This window comes from Shewanella litorisediminis (assembly GCF_016834455.1).
GTDB lineage: Bacteria > Pseudomonadota > Gammaproteobacteria > Enterobacterales > Shewanellaceae > Shewanella > Shewanella litorisediminis.
In genome coordinates, this window is record NZ_CP069213.1 from 3,608,831 (window position 1) to 3,625,596 (window position 16,766).

General features: G+C 54.0%; 9 protein-coding genes. 4 read left to right on the plus strand and 5 right to left on the minus strand.

Annotated elements, in window-relative coordinates:
- Positions 1 to 1,092 precede the first annotated feature (1,092 nt).
- The 3 genes from JQC75_RS15990 to JQC75_RS16000 are packed head-to-tail and all read left to right on the plus strand — an operon-like array spanning position 1,093 to position 5,279.
- Positions 1,093 to 2,325, plus strand: coding sequence for an ABC-three component system protein (locus tag JQC75_RS15990; protein WP_203325014.1), 1,233 nt, complete (start codon positions 1,093 to 1,095; stop codon positions 2,323 to 2,325).
- A complete protein-coding gene (locus tag JQC75_RS15995; RefSeq protein WP_203325015.1) occupies positions 2,306 to 2,971 on the plus strand; it encodes an ABC-three component system middle component 1 in 666 nt (221 codons plus the stop codon). Before JQC75_RS15990 ends, JQC75_RS15995 begins: the two co-directional genes overlap by 20 nt.
- Positions 2,946 to 5,279 (plus strand): AAA family ATPase, encoded by a 2,334-nt coding sequence (locus JQC75_RS16000; protein ID WP_203325016.1) that lies wholly within the window; start codon positions 2,946 to 2,948, stop codon positions 5,277 to 5,279. The genes JQC75_RS15995 and JQC75_RS16000 overlap by 26 nt, the downstream gene beginning before the upstream one ends.
- An 894-nt stretch (positions 5,280 to 6,173) precedes the next feature.
- Here JQC75_RS16000 and groL read toward each other — a convergent pair.
- Together groL and JQC75_RS16010 are read right to left on the minus strand one after the other, a co-directional pair.
- A complete protein-coding gene (gene groL, locus JQC75_RS16005) occupies positions 6,174 to 7,811 on the minus strand; it encodes a chaperonin GroEL (protein ID WP_203325017.1) in 1,638 nt (545 codons plus the stop codon).
- A gap of 55 nt (positions 7,812 to 7,866) precedes the next feature.
- Entirely contained in the window at positions 7,867 to 8,157 is a 291-nt protein-coding gene (locus JQC75_RS16010; protein WP_203325018.1) for a co-chaperone GroES, read from the minus strand.
- Between the two features lie 228 nt (positions 8,158 to 8,385).
- Here JQC75_RS16010 and JQC75_RS16015 point away from each other — a divergent pair, with 228 nt between their 5' ends.
- Positions 8,386 to 9,753, plus strand: a complete 1,368-nt coding sequence (locus JQC75_RS16015; RefSeq protein ID WP_203325019.1) for an MATE family efflux transporter — start codon at positions 8,386 to 8,388, stop codon at positions 9,751 to 9,753.
- Between the two features lie 93 nt (positions 9,754 to 9,846).
- On the opposite strand, the gene JQC75_RS16020 is transcribed toward JQC75_RS16015, so the two are convergent.
- From JQC75_RS16020 to JQC75_RS16030, 3 genes are all read right to left on the minus strand, one after another.
- On the minus strand, positions 9,847 to 10,386 hold the full coding sequence (locus JQC75_RS16020; protein ID WP_203325020.1) for a hypothetical protein: 540 nt from the start codon (positions 10,384 to 10,386) through the stop codon (positions 9,847 to 9,849).
- Between the two features lie 199 nt (positions 10,387 to 10,585).
- The gene (locus JQC75_RS16025; RefSeq protein WP_203325021.1) at positions 10,586 to 12,970 is read right to left on the minus strand and encodes a zinc-dependent metalloprotease; all 2,385 of its coding nucleotides are present in this window, start codon (positions 12,968 to 12,970) and stop codon (positions 10,586 to 10,588) included.
- Positions 12,971 to 12,991: 21 nt separating this feature from the next.
- Positions 12,992 to 16,702, minus strand: a complete 3,711-nt coding sequence (locus tag JQC75_RS16030) for a response regulator (RefSeq protein ID WP_203325022.1) — start codon at positions 16,700 to 16,702, stop codon at positions 12,992 to 12,994.
- Positions 16,703 to 16,766: the final 64 nt, after the last annotated feature.

The window sequence follows — 16,766 nt, forward strand, 5'->3', positions numbered from 1 at the left end:
TCTTTGCCACGCAGTGACACCAAGCAAAACCCCGGCACAGTCCGGGGTTTTCTTTTTACAGTCCGAAAGTCGATAGCAGCCGTTTGCAGAGCTGCCCTCTCTTAAGAAACAAAGAAAGAAGCAAGCACTCACCCGCTCCTTATCGGCTTCGTGATTTACCGCAGCCAACACTTGCCTGTTAAAACACCATACGGTAGTCTGGTTCGGCTGTTTCATTGGCGTACTTTCAGCCGATAAGCGTATGATTATCAAAGTAAGCTTTAGCAGTTGCTGAATCATGGCACGAGCCACGCTGGTATGGGGCGCTCATGCGCTGCCTGTGCTAAAAAGGGCACTGCAAAACAGCGCACAACATACTCAGCACAACAATGTGGATCAGGGAAGAGACGCAACACCGTTAAGACGGCGCAGCAAGGAAGGCTTTCAGTTAAGTAACCCCTCTTCGTTTTCCCCTCCAATTTGTCGCCACTGGCATCGGTGCATTTTTTGACCTCAACCAAGGTTTAGCCGCCGCCAAACTGTTAGTTTTGGTGTTGTTTTAAAAATGATTTTTTGATCAAGGTGCGTTTCACAAACAGAACGCGCCGTGCGGTAGCCATCTCGAAATTTACCTATCGCCCTTCGGTCGCTGGGATTGGATGCCAAGCTGCGCTTGGCGAAAGAGGTGTGGGTGTCCGCACTCTTCGTGGATCAGGGAAGATGCGCGCAGCAAGGATTAGCTTTCACCCCCTCAGCTTCGCCCTTTGCTTTTTGCATTAGCAGCAGGCTCTCCCCTCACCCACCAACTAAATTGTTGACCTGAACCAAGGTTTCGGCAACGACTAACTGATAGTTTTAGTTTTGTTTTTCATGATTTTAATTTGATTTTTACGCTATCTGGCAGCCAGAGTCCGTGCGGTAGCCATATCTAATGGAAGTGATACCGGTGGGACCAAATGCCAAGCTGCGCTTGGCGAAAGTTAAGGGTGTCTGCGCTCTCTTTTTTGTTGAATCATGATTTCAACAACTCTGACCCCTTGAGTCGCGTCAGCACTATTTGGAAACTCAAGAAGAGTGATGGTTGTCCGCACTCTTCCTGTGAAAGGAGTTCATGTGAGCCAAGAAGATGATGAGAAATACCCAGCCAGCGCCATATCCTCGTGGAGCGGCTTCGTTTATCAAGGGAAAGTTGCACTATATCACTCGCTCAAGCTTATTCACGATGGCGACTTGGATTTCGAGCTTCAGCTAGACAGTAGTGACGACTTCGCTATTTATAAAAAAGGAAAGCTACAAACCGCACATCAAGTCAAAGCTAAGATAAGTAAATACCGGAGTGGCTACACCAACGCATTGGAACAGTCCACTTTAATCGAATACGACAAGATAAAAGGGACGACCCGGTATTTTCACGTATCGGTCCAGCTAAACAATGTAGATGATCACAAAGGCGCTAGCGGAGAAACAGTGAAATTCTACCGCTACGGAGACAACTATCATTGCGGACTGGGAGAAATTGAAGGGCTGACCAAAGAACTCATAAAAAAAATATGTGAGAAACAGTCCATCACTGTCAGTGATAACCTTATAAATTTTAACTATTGCTTACTGTCAGAAAAAATAAGCACTAAGGCAATACACAATCATAAGTTAAATCAAGTTGATGAACTCTCAGAAAATAAAGCCGCATACGAGGGCCGTATCAAGGCCAGAAGTATTTTAGATGACCTTCTGAACGAAAATCCTTATCAGAATAGAGACTACTATGCAGTTGAATTAAAGGCTAGACTCCAAACCCATCTAGAAGAAAGACTGGATCAGGCGCTACCAACAATGAGTGACGCCACTTATGAGAGAGCCAGGCGTCTGTGTGAGCACATTCGCGAAACGCACATCAACGAATTAAAAACCCTATGCCAAATGATGAAGCCATCCGAACGGTTTCAAGACGTTCAGACGAACGACATCAGGCGATACACCAAGCTCATACAGACTATTTCGGTGGAGCCCATATTCAACCATCTTCCGCATTACCTCGACAGCGAAAATCGGTTCTACGTACCTACAGCGCTTGACGTAGATGAAAGCGAAGAGTGCGAGTCTGACATGATCCATGAAATGAAAAACAACGGGGATCTGCTGAGACTACTTTTTGAGTACAACCATCTAATTGCCAGCAAAGCGGAAACCTCATTCACCTTTAATACAAAATTCACAAACTCGGATGACTACGACAACAAGCAGGCCACTGAAAAGCTTGAAAGCAACATCACCAAGTCGCTATGCATTAGCGTGATAACAAAAGACGACGCGGAAGATCTACTTAATGATAAAGCAACTAATTAATGAAGCACTTATTGCCCATGGCTTTGTGAGTAAACTCGAACTGGATACCACAAGCTTCTATATTCGCGAGTCTGGAACAGCCGTCAGATTCGCAGTCCTACATAATCTTGACGGCCTGCTAGACCCAGCCGAGCTGAATATTAGAATCAATCAACTTGCTCCTGAGGAGTTTCTCAGAAACCCAAGCTTTAAGAAAAATTGTGATTTGATTTGTATTCACCGCCTTGATGTTCTGGCCGAGTTCAAGGATCACGAAGAAGAAATCTTCGCAATCGAAGAAGACCCGCACTTTTATAAAAAATATGTCCTCTATTACAGTACTGCGGAAGAAAGTGCGCTCACTAATTTCACCTACGAAAAACTGGTATCTGTGATTGCTGACAAAAGGGAATTTCTTGACTACAAAGAAAACCCTCTTGACGCTACACAATACAGCTTCGCAGCAAAGACCTTTATCAAGCTTCCTTTCTTAGAGCTACCCAGCAATCAGGGAAACCTTATCTCCTTGAGGTTACAGGCAGTTGAGGCCGTCGCAGAAGCTGGCCTAAACGACACATATTCGACTATCCAGAAAGTTACAGATAAAAACGCCGAAAAAATTATCAAGGAAATGATTAAAAATGAACTGGAAAATATCCAAGATTGAAGTATCTAGCTTCAAAGCATTCAAGCATATCTACTTGGATCTCGGCGAGTCGTCCTTACTAACCTTGGACGGCCCTAACGGTTATGGTAAAACAAGCATCTTCGATGCAATCGAACTTCTGCTCACCGGCCAGATCAGTCGAATACAAAACCTATTCAATACATTATTAACCAAGAAGAAAAGAGACTACACGGACAACCTCTTCTGGAACAATCGCTCCGGCGATAACGACCTCTGCGTTAAAATTGAATTCGTTAATGATGCTCAAAAACTTGTTTTAGCCAGACATTGCCCAGCTGCGATTTTCAAAAAACCAGCAAACAATCGTGCAGACAAATACGAAAACTTCAAGCTTTACGAGTTACCAGAATTCGAATCATCTGACTTCACAAAAACCAATCAGCGTGACAATAGTTTTCTTGACGAAGTTTTCGGAAAAAATTTCAGGGAAAATTTTTCCTTCCTTAACTATCTGGAGCAAGGACAAAACCGGCTGTTACACACCCGGGTAGATGAACGCAAGGATAAATTAGGAAACCTCTTTAACATCAGCGATATTGAGGCCGAGATTGAAAACTGCAACACCTTATACAATAAGTTCACAAGGTACATCAACAGTCCTGAGCGCACGGCAAAAACGGCATCACTCGAAGAAGAGATAGCCAAACTAAGAGAAGCATTGCAGCCAGAGGCTCGGGTAGTTGAGTACAAAAAACTCACGACGACCGATGTCCAACCAGGATGGGACAAGGAGAGCTTGTTCTCAACCTATTCAGCGGTAGATCATGTTGCTTACCAGGAATCTGTTCGCAAGATCATTGCTCTTCTGCCACTCAGAGCCACGATAAAAACCAGGGTTTATAACGAGACAATCGATGCTGACATTAATCGTAACGAGGAGTCTCTGAGGAGCTTGGCTCGGTTCGGCAAAGACGTTGATAAACTTGATGGTCTTGAAGCAATTAAGAAGAGGATTGATGAACTACGGAGCGCAGCGAAGATCATCAATCGCGGTGCCTCGGTCATCAAGGTCGAAGAAGCCAGAACACTACCAAACTGGAAGGATGGACGCCTTAAGTGGTTTGAGTTACAAATTGAATCTCGAAATAAACTAGGAGAAAAAAGCACCGCCAACGCGAGCATCGTAGCCGAATTGGAACACCTGAAAAAGCAGTTACTTGAAAAACATAAAAAATCCTATCCAGACGACCAGTTGTGCCCTCTCTGTGGCGCTGATTGGGAAGAATATAAATCAATGGTGGATGCGATTGAAGCAAGAACCAAGCAGATCTCTGAGTCGCTATCCCAATACGGCAAGGATTTAGTTAACCTTATCGCTGCAATGGACGAAGAGTTGAAGCTCATCGACACCCATATACAAGACAGCCTCAAAGTTCTCACGCCTACATTTGAAGCAAATCTTCATACAGCACTTTCCAAAATTAAGCTTCGGCTCCCGGCTATAACTCAGCTAAAGGAGAAGCTGCAAAACGAAAACATTCAATTTGCTGACTCATTTACGGAAATTGATGACGTAGTAAATGAGCGACTTGAAAAGCTCAAGGAGATTCTAAGAAGTAAAAAGCAGGTTGAATCTGATGCTTTAGCGCTGCCGGAGGACTGGCGAGAAACAACAAACAACGCTTTCAAAGACCTACAGGACTTCTACATAATTACGGCTGAAGACTTGAGGGATAAAGAGCAGTACATATCGATTAAAGCTAACGAGGCTAAAAATGCCAGGCTACAAACCTGTCTTTCCGATCTTAAATTTATCGAAAAAGAAACCCTGGCAGCCCAAAAAGCACAAGGTAAAATCAAAAAACTCCGCGACACACTAACGGAGACAGAGCAGAGTTATACTGACCAGACAATTTCGGCTATTGAGCTCATATTCCACATCTACAGTGGCCGACTGATCCAAAACTACCAGCGCGGCCTGGGCTTATTTATCGAGAGCCGCGAAGGTACACAGTTGAGGTTCCTGACTGCCGAAAAGTCTGAACACGACGCAGTCATGTCCATGAGTTCTGGTCAGGTGTCCGCTCTTAGCCTTGCCTTCTTTCTATCACTCAACAAGGTCTATGCTAAGGTGCCTCTCATCTTGATTGATGACCCGTCGCAATCCCTGGATGAAGTAAACGTTGCTTCCTTGACTGACCTACTCCGTTGCGAACTCAAGCATTGTCAATTGGTTGTCTCCTCCCACGAGGACGATATCTCGGCCTATATGCGCTACCGATTTGACAGAGCGGGTTTGACAGCAAGTTCGCTCAACATGCAGCTCTTGGCGAAAGAAGCTTCGTAAAAGCCGCTCCTGGCAACCTAGTAGAGCTGGGTGTTCGTGATGGTAATGCTGATGAGTTGGCCATCTTGGAGATGGCAGCTATCAGCAGCCTTTGTCATGAGAGAGACTAATCCGACTTTTACTAAGCATGGCATTTTCATGGCTACTCGATCATAGAAAGTCAGGACACCCAAAACAACTTTTGCCGAGGAATACACCAATCCCGCCCAAAGCGGCCGCAAGGCATAGGTGTCCGTTGCGTGGCCGAGGCATGGATGCCGAGGCAGCGTCAGTCGAATCAGGGATGAGCGTCTGACGCGATAACAAAAGGACGCCTAGTGCCCAAGGGACTGTCCGCTTCGTCGCGGGCGCCCTTTGAGGATAAAGGGGTCCGATAAAGGGGTCGGAGTGAATAATAGAAAACTCAGTACACCCAAAACACTTTTGCCGAGGAATACACCGAACCCCGCTCGAAGCGGCCGCGGGGCGTTTGAGCACATGGCGTAGCTGAGACAGGACGTCGAAGCACGAGGGTCGAGCAGGATGCGAGTCTCTCGTGTAGCCAATGGGCTCAAAAACGCACAAGGAGTCGTCCGCTTCGTCGCGGGTGTCCTTTGGGATGCAAGGGGCTTTGGACAAGCAAAGCTCCTTGCCCGGAGGCGGGCTGGAAGGCCGCGACTTTAAGCCGCTGAAAGCGGCTACAATCCATAAAAGTGCTTCCCGAAAATGCCGGAAGCCATTCCAATACCAAACCATTCCCCCGTCCCCGGCAGATACCGCTGAAATGGAAAAGGCCCGCGTTCGATACGCGGGCCTTTTCCTGTACACCAAAAACTAAACCCAGCCGAAGCTGGGTTTAGTTGTGGTCTCAGAGAGACCAAGGCAACCGCCTTGATCAATCTGCGGCGGGGCAGATTACATCATACCGCCCATACCGCCCATACCACCCATACCACCCATATCAGGGGCATCGGCCTTTGGCAGCTCGGCTACCATGGCTTCGGTGGTGATCATCAGACCGGCTACAGAGGCTGCGAACTGCAGGGCTGAGCGGGTTACCTTGGTTGGATCCAGGATACCCATTTCCAGCATGTCGCCGTAGGTGTCGTTACCGGCGTTGTAACCGAAGTTACCAGAGCCGTTCTTCACCGTGTTGGCCACTACAGAGGCTTCTTCACCGGCGTTGGTGGCGATTTGGCGCAGTGGGGCTTCCATGGCGCGCAGGGCGATAACCACACCGTGCTTCTGATCTTCGTTGGCCACTTCTACGTTGCCAATCTTGGAAGCAACGCGTACCAGGGCTACACCGCCGCCTGGAACCACACCTTCTTCAACGGCGGCGCGGGTGGCGTGCAGGGCGTCTTCAACGCGGGCTTTCTTCTCTTTCATTTCCACTTCGGTGGCAGCGCCAACCTTGATAACGGCAACACCGCCGGCCAGCTTGGCCATACGCTCCTGCAGTTTTTCACGGTCGTAATCGGAAGTGGTTTCTTCGATTTGCTGCTTGATCTGACCCACGCGAGCCTTGATCTGCTCCTCGGCACCGTTGCCATCGATGATGGTGGTGTTGTCCTTGGTGATCACAACGCGCTTGGCAGTACCCAGATCTTCCAGAGTGGCTTTTTCCAGCTCCAGACCGATTTCTTCGGCGATAACAGTACCACCGGTGAGGATAGCGATATCCTGCAGCATGGCCTTGCGACGGTCACCAAAGCCTGGGGCTTTAACGGCAGCAACCTTCACGATACCGCGCATGTTGTTCACAACCAGCGTGGCCAGGGCTTCGCCTTCCACGTCTTCGGCAACGATCAGCAGCGGCTTGCCGGTCTTGGCCAGACCTTCGAGGATAGGCAGCAGTTCGCGGATGTTGGAGATCTTCTTGTCAACCAGCAGCACGAATGGGTTGTCCAGTTCAACAGAGCCGGTTTCTGGCTTGTTGATGAAGTAAGGAGACAGGTAACCGCGGTCGAACTGCATACCTTCTACTACGTCCAGTTCGTTTTCCAGCGCCTGACCTTCTTCAACGGTAATCACGCCTTCTTTGCCCACTTTTTCCATGGCGGTGGCGATGATCTGGCCGATGGACTCGTCAGAGTTGGCAGAGATGGTACCTACCTGAGCAATGGCCTTGGAGTCGGCACATTCCTGAGACAGGGCTTTGAGTTCTTCCACGGCGGCGATAACGGCTTTGTCGATACCGCGCTTCAGATCCATTGGGTTCATGCCGGCGGCAACGGCCTTCAGACCTTCGTTCACAATGGCCTGAGCCAGTACGGTGGCGGTGGTGGTGCCGTCACCGGCAGCGTCGTTGGCCTTGGAAGCCACTTCCTTCACCATCTGGGCGCCCATGTTCTCGAACTTGTCTTCCAGTTCGATTTCCTTGGCCACAGACACACCGTCTTTGGTGATAAGCGGCGCGCCGAAGCTCTTTTCCAGTACCACGTTACGGCCCTTGGGACCCAGGGTCACTTTAACGGCGTTGGCCAGAATGTTTACACCGGCCAGCATTTTTACGCGGGCGTCGTTACCAAATACTACTTCTTTAGCTGCCATGTTCGATTTCCTTTAAATACTTTGCGTTAGACTGAAATTTCACAATTTGAGTGGATTAGCCCACTACAGCCATCAGATCCATTTCGGACAGGATCAGTACTTCCTGACCGTCGATTTTTTCTTTCTTCACGCCGTAACCTTCGTTGAAGATCACCACGTCACCCACTTTTACATCCAGAGGACGTACGGTGCCGTTTTCCAGGATCCGGCCATTGCCTACCGCAAGCACTTCGCCACGGGTAGACTTTTCAGCCGCGCTGCCGGTCAGCACAATGCCACCAGCTGAAGTGGATTCCACTTCCAGACGCTTAACGATTACGCGGTCATGTAATGGACGAATATTCATCTATGGATTCTCCTAAAGATTTTTTGCCCAGCAATGAGGCGGTTTTGTTGAAGTCGCGGCAACCCTTGCGGGCACGCCGCTTGATGGAACCTATATGGGGACAGGGATGTGCGGTCTCAAGGGGGATTTACAAAATTTTTTGGATTTTTTTGGTCTGGATTTCCATCCCCGGACCTCATTCCTGCTAGAATCGCGCCTCGAACCGCAAGAAGAGATGACCCGGCCCCAATGAAAGACAGACACGGCCTTTTAACAGCACCCATAGCAGGCGTGCTTTTAAAAATGACCCTGCCCAACATGCTGGGGATTTTAACCATACTGGGGTTCAGCCTGGTCGATACCTTTTTTGTGAGCCAGCTGGGCACAGAGGCCCTGGCCGCCATCAGCTTTACCTTCCCTGTTACCCTGGTGCTGTCCAGCATTGCCGTGGGCATAGGCGCCGGGGTTTCCACCAATCTGGGCCGTTTGATTGGCTCGGGCCATGCCCCCGATGCCAAGGTGTTTTTGCACGACGCCCTGCTGCTGACCTTTGCCATCGTGGGCACGCTCGCCTCATTGGGGCTCATGTTTATCGACCCGCTCTTCAGCCTCCTGGGGGCCAACGAAAAAAGCCTGCCGCTTATCCATGAATACATGCTGGTGTGGTATCTGGGCAGCCCACTTTTGGTGCTCTTGATGGTGGGCAATCAGGGGCTGCGCTCCACCGGCGATACCAAGTCACCGGCCAAGATCATGGCCCTGGCCGCCATCATCAACCTGATTCTCGACCCCTTGCTGATTTTTGGTTTGGGGCCTTTCCCCCGGCTGGAAATTCAGGGCGCGGCCATCGCCTCTGTTATCTCCTGGGTGCTGGCGATGTCGCTTTCAAGCTATCTGCTGATTGTGAAGCGGCACATGCTGGCGCTCACCGAAATCGCCTGGCCGAGGCTTAAGGACAACTGGCGCAAACTGGCCCATATTGCCCAGCCTGCGGCGCTGATGAACCTGATGAACCCCATCGCCAATGCCGTGATCATGGCCATGCTGGCCCGTATCGACCACGGCGCCGTGGCCGCCTTCGGGGCAGGCACCCGGCTGGAGTCTGTGCTCCTGATAGTGGTGATGGCGCTGTCATCCAGCCTGATGCCCTTTGTGGCGCAAAACCTCGGCGCCGGGCAACACCAGCGAGCCCGGGACGCCCTGATGATGTCGCTGCGCTTTGTGCTCTTGTTTCAGTTTTTGCTGTATCTGCCCTTGCTGCTGCTGGCGGGCCCCATTGCAGGCCTCTTCAGTGATGAACCCAAGGTGTTGGAATGGCTGACGTTTTACATTATCGCCCTGCCCGCCGCCTATGGTCCGCTGGGGGTGGTGATCATTACCGCCACCGCCCTCAATGCCTTCCACCGGCCGCTGGCGTCGCTGATTATCAATGTGTGCCGCCTGTTTTTGCTGATGCTGCCCCTGTGCGCATTGGGGTCTTTCCTCTACGGCGTAAAAGGCCTGATGGTGGCACTGCCGGTAACCAACGCCCTGATGGGCATGGCCTGTTACTATCTGGCGAGCCGGGTGACAGAGCCTGACAACGTGCCGGGCGCGGGCGAGAAGGCGAGGAGCTAGGCCCTCGTCTACCGTCTACCGTCTACCGTCTACCGTCTACCGTCTACCGTCTACCGTTTACCGTTTACCGTTTACCGCTTCCCGCTCAGCGCCTTACAAAAACTCCAGCGAGTCGAGAAAGGCCATGGCGGTTTTCCGCTCTCTGGCGTCCGTGGCATAGCTTGCCATCAGCATCAGCAGGTGGTTGTCGTGGGTGTAGATGCGTTGCACCATCTCGCCCCTGTCCTGCCCAAGACTCACCACCAACTCATAGCCTTTTTTACCCTGATGCTCGATAAAGCCGCGCCTTACCAGCGCCGCATTCAGCCCGGTATCTGTGCCGAACCGGCGGCTTAAACTGCCCAAATCTTCCCGGGACAAGGCATGGATGTCCTGTTCATCAAACACCTCATAGGCGGTGCCCATGGCCAGCACCAGCAGTGTCATGTCGGCGCGGGGCGAGCTGGCGCTGACAACCTGCTCAACGCTGATTTCGCCAGTGACTTTGGAGGCGGTATTGGGCTGGGGCAACATGCGCACCTTTACGGGCACACTGGCCAGAAAATGGCTTTCCAGCGGCAGGGGGGCGAAACATTCCCGGTAAACGAAAAAAACGCCCACCATGGATAACAGCAATATAACCAGTCGTGTCATGGTTCAATCCTTTGAAGCTGACAGGGGGAGGTGTGGCCGACCATAGTAACAGCCAGGCCCATGGCTGGCGTGAGGCAAAAGGCTGACTTATCCCGGAGATCCCCTACAGGACGTCAGGGTGTAAGTACCTGACCGGAGACATACCCGCCAATCAAAAAGCCCGCAAATGGCGGGCTTTTCTGTTTGCAGCGCTGACGGCTTAAATGGGCGAGCCCGGTGGCATGGGCAGCGGCTTGGTGATAATCCGCACCAAAGGATCGTCCAGCCCCCTGGCAACGCCCAGAGCCAGATACTTGAAGTGGGCGGCATCGGCCTCGCTGGAGCGGCTGGCTTTACGCTCCAGCTGCTTGATGGTGTAGGCCAGCTTGGCCCCCAGCACCGCCTTGACCTCGGCACTGGTGTCGTCATGGTGGAAGGCCTCCAGCAAGGTGTCTACCACCACGGCGTTGAGGCGCATCCATACCCCGCGCTCAAGGCCTGTCTTGCCTTCCTGATACAGGGTGACGGCCATCAGCTTGTCCAGAAGCTCATTCACCGACAGCTGCTCACTGTCGCTCTGGAATCCCTGCTCGACGCGGTTAAGGCGTTTGGGCGCCAGCAGCGCCTGAAGGGTATGGCGTGAGAGCACCTCGGCCATGCCCACGGGGTCGGCGACGACGCCAAGACCCGAGGCAAAGCTTTCACGGCCACGGCTGTAGTTACCCTGCTTGGGCAAAAGGGACTCCACCAGCTCACGGGGCAGGGTCAGCTCCGCCGTGTCCAGGGTGGCCAAGAGGGTGCCAAGCGCCTGCTTTTGCAGCTCGGGGGCCACATAGTGCCAGCTGTATACCCCATCGTAGCCATAGTCGGTGCCGCCAATCAGCTTGGCCGCCGCCTCGATTTGGTAACGGCTCAGGAGGTAAATGGGCACCAGGCTGTCAGCGAGCTCGCCCAGCGGCTCGCCGGGCAGCAAGGCCTCGGGATTAAAATCGGCCAGCGCCTTTTGCCGCACCTGCTGCAGGCGGGCAAGCTCGGCCACCGGGTCTGAGCCATTGTCCCACAAACTGGCGTAGGCGTGGCTCGCATCCGGGCTTCGGGAATCACTCTCGCCTATGTATCTCAGCCCCTGGGTCTGCACCTCGACAAGCAGCTGCGACAGGGCTTCAGCCTCGCTGTCGCCAAAGTCGCCGTAGCCATAGGCAATGGCAAACTTGTCCCAGGCACCCACGCCGGGCACATAGGGCTGGCTGATGTCGATTTTGCCGTTACTGATGGTCACCATGGGATGGGGGTAGTCCATCACAGAGGCATTGCTGTTGCTGGACGCGGCAAAGTTATGGTCCAGGCCCAGGGTATGGCCAATCTCGTGGGCCGACAGCTGACGGATACGCTCCAATGCCAGATGCCCGGCGGCTTTTGCGGCGGCGTCTCTGTCTTCCCAGCCTGCGGTGAGGCCTCGGGCAATCAGGTGGTCCTGCCGCACCCGCAGGCTCCCCAGGGTCACATGGCCCTTGATGATTTCGCCGGTGCGCGGGTCGGCAATGGCCGAGCCGTAGGACCAGCCGCGGCTGGCACGGTGTACCCACTGCACCACGTTAAAGCGGACGTCCTGGGGATCGGCATCGTCGGGCAAGAGCGCCATCTTAAAGCCATTGATAAAACCGGCCGCATTGAAGGCCTCTTCCCACCAGCGGCCGCCATCGAGGAGTGCACTGCGGATGGGCTCGGGCACGCCCGGGTCGAGGTAATAGACTATGGGTTCCACCACCTCAGAGGGGGCGGCGCCGGGGGTTTGCTTTTGCAGGCGATGGCGCAGCAAGTGGCGCTTCACCACAGGGGTGTCGATGGTGCTGGCATAATCCAGATACTCATCAGACAGATAGCCGCTTTGCGGATGGTAGTCGCGGGCCACATAGCCTGCCTCAGGCAAGGCGATAAAGGAGAAGCGCATGCGGATGGAAATCGCCTTGGGATCCGGCGTCACCTGAGATACATAGGCGCCCGGCTCCCCGGAGGCAAAGGTGAGCTGCGCGTCTATATCGCTGTTGTTCGGGAAGGATTTCACGTACTCGGGGATAATGAGGGAGCGTGACTTATCCAGGCTGAAGTTGCCCTGCCCCGATGCCTTCAGGGCATCGGCCACACCGTGCAGATCGTTGAGTACCAGAGCGCTCAGGGGGGCGAGGGGCGTTTTGCCATCGAGTACAGAGGCGCGCCACAAAATGGAGTCGGCAAAGGCCTCTTTTACCGCGCGCTGCTCGGGAGCATAGTCGCTGCCGGCACGATAGCGGGTATTGAGCTCCCGCAGGATGAGATCCGGGCCTATGCGTTCAAACTGCACCATGCGGGTGCGGCCAAGCTGACCACGGTCGAGGCCGATATCGTTGGAGCCCACGCCCTGTGGCAGGCTGGTGACCAGCAAAAACGGCTGGTTGAGCCGACTTGCCTCGACAAAGACCTCGCCCTTGTTGTCGTAGTGGAAATTCAGAAACCCCCTGGCCGATTGGCTCTGTTTGATAATGGCTGCCGGGTTATCGGCGGCCCAGACTGACATGGCCGGTGTGCTCGCAAGCAATAGCGCCAGGGCGAGAGTCGAGGGTTTCATTTTATCTCCTTGTTATGGGGGCTAAGGGTTGCCCCTGTGTTTATCTTTATGTCCTATCCAGTGGCTCAGGGTTTCAAAGAGTTCATTGAGCACTATGGGTTTGGTGATGTGGGCATTCATGCCGGCAGCGAGACTCTTTTCCCGGTCGCCGGACATGGCGTGGGCCGTCATGGCGATAATCGGCAGTTCGTCGAAGCTGTAGCGCTTGCGCAGTTCGGTCGCCGCCGTGAGGCCATCCATCACAGGCATTTGAATATCCATGAGTATCGCATCGTAACTGCGCTTGCCCACCATCTCCAGCGATATCTGGCCATTGTCGGCCACATCCACCTCGTAACCGGCGCTCTTGAGAAGCTCGGTGGCCACCTGTTGGTTGATAAAGTTATCTTCCACCAAAAGCACCACGCCCTGATGCTCACCCTCATCCTGCACCTCAGGTGCCGGCAGGGCCTTGGGCGCAGGCGGCGCAAAGGCGCGGATGATTTCATCGAACAGGCTGGACGCCTTGAAGGGCTTTTGCAGCATGGCAAACACGCGGTCGCTGTCCAAATCCACCTTCAGCGGCTCGGCGGCGTAGGCGGTCATGATGATGATCACCGGCCGGGCGGCGAGCTTGCCTTCGGCCACCATCTCATCGATGGCGTCTATCACCTGTATGCCATCCATCTCCGGCATCATCCAGTCGAGCAGCACCAGATCCACCGGCTGTTTACCGAGCTTATACAGGGCCTCGGCGCCGGTGGAGGCGGTTTCCACCTCAAAGTGGAAGTCGCGCATCACGCTGGAATAAATCTGCAGCGCCGTGGGGTTATCGTCCACCACCAGGGTACGCAGGCTTGCCAGACGCTCGGGCACCACCATGGGGGCGACCCTGGCTTCTTCGGCGATTTCAAAACTCACGGTGAAGCTGAAGGTGGAGCCCACACCGGGCTCACTCTCTACCTGCATGGTGCCGCCCATCATGGACACCAGGTGCTTACTGATGGAAAGCCCCAGGCCCGTGCCGCCATACTTGCGGGTGGTGGAGCCATCGGCCTGGGCAAAGGCGTCGAACAGCTTGTCCTGCTGCTCGCGGCTGATGCCTATGCCGGTATCCCGCACCCAGAACTTGAGGGTGATACGGTGGTCGCGCTCGCCCACGTCTTCACAGCCCAGTTCAATTTCGCCGTTTTGGGTGAATTTCACCGCGTTGGACAAGAGGTTAATCAGCACCTGCCCCAGACGCAGCGGGTCCCCCTTGAGCATGATGCCCGCCGACACGGGGGCATACAGCAGGAGTTCGATGCCCTTTTCCTGAGCCCGCAGGGCGTTGAGGTCCAGCGAGTGGTCCAGCACCTTGTCCAGCGGGAAGGCGACTTTTTCCAGCTCCAGCTTACCGGCCTCAATCTTGGAGAAGTCGAGGATGTCGTTAATGATGCGCAGCAGCGACTGGGCCGAGAAGCTCGCCTTATCCAGGTAATCTTTTTGCTGCTCGGTGAGGCTGGTGCGCCCCGCCAGTTGCAACATGCCTATGATGGCGTTCATGGGGGTGCGGATTTCGTGGCTCATGTTGGCCAAAAATTCGCTCTTGTAGAGGTTGGCAAGCTCCGCATCCTGCTTGGCCTCCAGCAGCGCCACCTCGTTGCTCTTGTGGCGGGTAATGTCCTTGTGGGTACCCACCATCCGCTTGGGCTGGGCATCCTGGGTAAATTCCACCACCCGGCCACGGCTCAACATCCAGTGGTACTGGCCCGTCTTGGCGCGCATCCGGAACTCAATCTCGTAGGCGCCTATGGGGTCTTTGAGGTACTGCTCGCGGTACTCCTGCACCCGGATGCGATCGTCCGGATGAATCAGGCTGTCGATGGTGGAGAGCAGCGCCGGGAACTCGTTGGTCTTGTACCCCAGCATGGAGTAATAGGCCGGGTTGCAGATGATTTGCTCTGAGTCGAGATACCAGTCCCACAGGCCATCTTCCACCGCGTCCATGGCGAGATGGTAGCGCTCTTCCGACAGCCGCAGCTGCTCGGCCGACTCGTATTCGCGGGTCACGTCACGCCACACCGCAATCAGGCCCATCAGCTCACCGCGGCGATTGTAGAAGGGCAGCTTGAGGGTATCGAGCAGCACAGGCTTGCCGGCCAGTTCGATTTTTTCCTGATAACGCAGCGGTTTGCGCTCTGTCAGTACCTGCTCATCCTCGGCACGGATGCGGCTGCCCTGCTCGGGGGATGTGAGCTCTTCGCTGGACAGGCCAATCATCTCGGCTTCGCTGAAACCCAACATACGCTCGGCAGCCTTGTTACAGCCGAGGTAATGGCCTTCCTTGTCTTTGAAAACAATGGCCTCGGGAATGGAGTCGAGCAAAGAGCGCAAGAGCGCATATTCACGCTCGCGGCGCTCTGTGGTTTCTTTCAGCCTTTCGGTGCGGCGCGCCACCAGCTTGTCGAGGCGCTTGTTCTGCTCGGCCAGGTGCTTGGTGTACTGCTGGTTTTCTTCAAAAATACGGCTTACCAGCTGGAACCATGGCTCCCAGCCGGGGGTGATTTTTTCCGGCACGGGCATGGGCTCGGCCGAGCAGCCCTCGAGGTGTGAGAGCAGCCTGGATGCGGGGCTTACGAAGGAGCGGCGGGTCTGCCAGTGCACTATGGTCACCAGCACCGAGAGCGCCAGTACCACCAGAATAAAGGTCAGCTGCAGCTTCGCCCAGCTCTCCTGGAAGAGGTCATCCACATCCTGAATGTACAGCAGACGCCAGGGCGCATTGTGCAGCGCCACCGAGTGAATGTAGTAACCATTGCGGATAATGCCGCCCTGGGCATCAAAGAGTTCCGACTCCGGCAACGAGTGCAGCTCAGAGGGGATCTTCTGGCTGATGTGCAGCACCCGCTTGAGGTCGTTGCCCGCCATGTCGGAGTGGGACAGTATGTTGTTGCTCTGGTCGAGCAGGATTACCGTGCCCGGCATCTTGAAGTAGAGACGGATTTGCCGCGCCAGCGAGGCCAGGGTCATGTCCAGATTGATGGAGCCGATAAACTCATCTTCAAGGTAGATGGGTACACCCAGGGTGGTCAGCAGGCCCTTGTCGGTGGAGTCGAGATAGGCCTCACTCCAGAACACGCTGCGCTGGGGGTTCATGGCCGGGGTGGCCAGCTGGAACTGTTTCTTGTTCAGCAGTTCGTCGCGAAAGCGTTGTTCATCCAACGGCCAGGGGAAGTAGGACATCATCCGCCGTTTGGAGATGTAGTAGATGGCAGACGCCTTGGGGGCGGCCTCTTTGGCCACCGGAAACGACAGCGACAGCTCAAACAGCATTTCCAGTTCCTGATAGAACTTGTCGCTTCTGTCTTTGAGGGAGCCAATACCCGTGATGCGGCCCATGTTATTGAAGGGCTTATTGCCCTGGGCATAGTGGGGCTCGAGGGTGAAGTACTGGCCGTCTTCGTTGAATTTTTCGTACTGGGGCAAGCGATCTCTGCGCACCAGCTCACCGAGGCGCAAATGATCCACGGCGACGTCACGCAAGCTCTTTACCGCCCGGATGCTGGACTCCAGCAAGAGGTCGATTTGCAGTACGTGTCGGTCAATTTGCTCTTCGCGCTGGGCCAGCTGCTGGGTCTTTTCCCGGTCGAAGAAAAACCAGGCGGTCAGGCACGCCATCACAATTACACCTATGTAGGTGTAAAACACGGCGCGGTTGTAATTGCGCTGAATAGGCGATTTGAGCTGCAAATCCGGCTCAGTCGATTTCATCAAAAACCCTTTGGCATCCGCTGTCGCGGGTCCCTGCACCCGCAAAACTTAACGGATAATACTA

What these genes read in the sequence shown, in the direction of transcription:
- JQC75_RS15995 (WP_203325015.1), top strand. Translation starts at nt 2,306, where the DNA reads ATGATAAAGCAACTAATTAATGAAGCACTTATTGCCCATGGCTTTGTG.
- JQC75_RS16000 (WP_203325016.1), top strand. Translation starts at nt 2,946, where the DNA reads ATGAACTGGAAAATATCCAAGATTGAAGTATCTAGCTTCAAAGCATTC.
- groL (WP_203325017.1), bottom strand. Translation starts at nt 7,811, where the DNA reads ATGGCAGCTAAAGAAGTAGTATTTGGTAACGACGCCCGCGTAAAAATG.
- JQC75_RS16010 (WP_203325018.1), bottom strand. Translation starts at nt 8,157, where the DNA reads ATGAATATTCGTCCATTACATGACCGCGTAATCGTTAAGCGTCTGGAA.
- JQC75_RS16015 (WP_203325019.1), top strand. Translation starts at nt 8,386, where the DNA reads ATGAAAGACAGACACGGCCTTTTAACAGCACCCATAGCAGGCGTGCTT.
- JQC75_RS16020 (WP_203325020.1), bottom strand. Translation starts at nt 10,386, where the DNA reads ATGACACGACTGGTTATATTGCTGTTATCCATGGTGGGCGTTTTTTTC.
- JQC75_RS16025 (WP_203325021.1), bottom strand. Translation starts at nt 12,970, where the DNA reads ATGAAACCCTCGACTCTCGCCCTGGCGCTATTGCTTGCGAGCACACCG.
- JQC75_RS16030 (WP_203325022.1), bottom strand. Translation starts at nt 16,702, where the DNA reads ATGAAATCGACTGAGCCGGATTTGCAGCTCAAATCGCCTATTCAGCGC.